Annotated in this window: 2 protein-coding genes and 1 pseudogene; 2 read left to right on the top strand and 1 reads right to left on the bottom strand. The window is 43.8% G+C overall.

The genetic code is table 11. The features are described from left to right. Nucleotides 1–560, top strand: a pseudogene (locus ACP45E_RS20215) (RHS repeat-associated core domain-containing protein); the annotation flags it as partial. 204 nt (nucleotides 561–764) lie between these two features. Beyond that, nucleotides 765–1,553 carry an NPP1 family protein gene (locus ACP45E_RS20210; protein WP_017037405.1) on the top strand — a complete coding sequence of 263 codons (789 nt, stop codon included), beginning with the start codon at nucleotides 765–767 and terminating at the stop codon, nucleotides 1,551–1,553. Between the two features lie 146 nt (nucleotides 1,554–1,699). On the opposite strand, the gene ACP45E_RS20205 is transcribed toward ACP45E_RS20210, so the two are convergent. After that, on the bottom strand, nucleotides 1,700–2,697 hold a 998-nt coding region (locus tag ACP45E_RS20205), incomplete at its 5' end, for an immunoglobulin-like domain-containing protein (protein ID WP_141707451.1).

Raw genomic sequence — 2,697 nt, 5'->3', positions numbered from 1 at the left:
CGGGGTCTTTAGGAGTGGCTTCACAAATTGTATCGGTAACTGGTGGTGCGATCGGTTCATCCAACAGTTTAACGGCATCTAAGCTAACCCAAGCTGCTCTTTGGCTAGGGGCTATCGCGGATACCCTGGTTCTGGCGAGTTCTCCACTAGCCAGTTTAAAAGTAGCGAAATCAGGAGGGAAATATAATCTTGAATCGATGAAAACGAGCTACACGTATAGGGTTAAGCCCAAATCAATCGATAAAAAGCAAAGTTTATCTAATACCGTCGATCGGTATAGTACGATAGGCGTTAATGCCTTGGAAAGCGCAGCAACTAACTTAGCCGTAGCCGGTTACTACGGCCAAGATTCAACAATGAATAAGGTGTCGATGACGATGACCGTATTTAATCATGGCACCATGGCTAGCCTGAATCGTAAGCAATTGGCGAATAAAACAACAAAGCGAGAGTTTTTAAAAGAAGGGCTGAGAACGGTACGTATAGGTTATAAGGGCAGCTGGGCTCTTAACGCTCACCTTCCTTTACATGAAGAAGCATTTTATGGGAGAGATGAATAAAAAGACAATTGCATTATATTATCTAGTAAATAAAAAAATAATAATAGATGGTTTTAATATGTATAAAGATCAAGTTATTTTTATAACCTGATAGGTAATGAAAAATTAAATTATTAAACACTCTGATTTCTAGTATCTCCTGGTAAGTTATTTTATCTTTGTATTCTTATTGTTAAATTTATCATTTTAAATATAGGAAAGCCAATGAGATATACTACGATAGGTATTCTAGCTATAACGTCAGTGGCCTTTGGCGTGAATGCTGAAGAATTCCCTAGGCTGGATGAAGCCCTACCTTCAGATATCAAGATTAAGGGTCAAGAGCCTGTATTCGATTTTGATGTAGACGGCTGTTATCCGGTCGCAGGGATAAGTCGAAGAGGAAAGAAAAACTCAGGGTTAGATAACTCCGGGGAACTCAACGAAAATTGTCGAGATGCAGGCTTTCTGAAAATGTCTAATACATTACATCGTTATGTCTGCATTGATAGACAAGGAAGCACTTATTGCGGGCACTTTTATGCTTTATATTTCGAGAAAGATCAGGCGCTACGTCGGTTTGATAGGATTGGTCACCGCCACGATTGGGAACATGTTGCCGTTTGGACTAAAAATGGAGCCATCACCCATGGCAGTTACAGCGCGCACGGTAAGCTAAAAACGAAACCACTTGGGCAGTTGCCTATGCAGGGCGATCACATTAAGTTCGTCTATCACAAAGAGGGTGCTTTGACACACGCTTTCCGATTCGCCAAATCTACAGAGCTCGCTGAAAACCATTATCGCTATTGGGTAACACCAACGATCACCAGCTGGTATCAGTTAACGGGAGAGGGAATATCTAATCAATCAATGAGAAACAAGCTCAACAGCTTCAACTATGGATCTGCGACTATTCCGCTGAAAGACAGCAATTTCCGAGTCAATGTGAATAATGATCGGCCTTCTGGTTATCCTGCGTTTACTCAGGCCAGTATTGAAGCCTCAAGATAAACTCATTAAACGGACAAAGCGAAAAATAAGAGGATGAAATAAAGAGGCAACAGAATGCTGTTGCCTCTTGTGCGTTGCCTCTTGTGCGTTAGCTAACAAGTATGCAGTTTGAAATTAACGTTTGTTAGGTAATAAGGCGAGTAAGATTATGGGCAAGACACTTCATCCCAAAACCAGGTTGCACTTTGAGTTGGCGTTTCCCAAACTCCTGGGTTGTTTTTCGCGACAAAACAAGAGCCTTGGTAACTAACCATATCGCCATTGCTTGCTTGTGTTTGACCAGGAATCCATTCGGTGACGTTGTCTGTATTGCCGTTGCCACCATTACTGTCACCATTTTCATTACCCGTATCGATGCCGTTATCCGTGTCACCACTGTTATTGTCATCACCATTGTTATTGTCATCACCGGCGCCATTGTCACCATGATTGGTGTCATCACAACCTGCGTCAGTCACTTCGCGCCAAACGCCCCATTGTCCTGTGCTTCCCGGTTGTTCACCGCGTGTCCACCATGCCGCCTCATACACTGTGCCATCGTGTAAAACACGGTCACCGCCTTCATAAACATTATTGGTTTGCCACGGAGCAGCGCAGCTGCTTTCATCGACTACGCGTATAGTACGCTCTACCGTAGTGGATTGATTTGCGCTGTCTGTAACACTGTATAGCAGCGTCTGCGAACCCACACGGTTTGTTTCTACGTCTCCATAGATTTCAATCCTAGAGGTGAGATCGCCATCTTCTTCATCAGAGGCGCTCACTCCAGCTAACGAGTCAAACTCACTACCGAACTGAATACTGGTATCACTGACGCCCTTGAAGATAGGCTTAGAGCTGTACACGTCAACCGAACGCACTTTCGATGTCTGGTTGCCATCACTGTCTTCAACCAAATAGGTCAGCGCATAAGTGCCCACACTTGAAGTATTAACTTGGCCTTCAACGGTGATGTGGTGGGTTAGATCACCATCTTCATCGTCCATCGCGGTCACATCAGACATCGGGTCAAAATACGATTGATGCGCGACACGAGCGTCATCAATGCCTTTTAGAACAGGTTCATTGCTAGTGATTGGTGGTGGTGTTTGACCATGAATATAAGGCCCATAGTCACGAATAAATTGCTCATTGTAAGCGCGAC

Source organism: Vibrio genomosp. F10 str. 9ZD137, assembly GCF_049974785.1.
Classification (GTDB): domain Bacteria; phylum Pseudomonadota; class Gammaproteobacteria; order Enterobacterales; family Vibrionaceae; genus Vibrio.
Note: the sequence above shows the minus strand (reverse complement) of the source record. Positions and strands in the feature narration are given on the sequence as shown.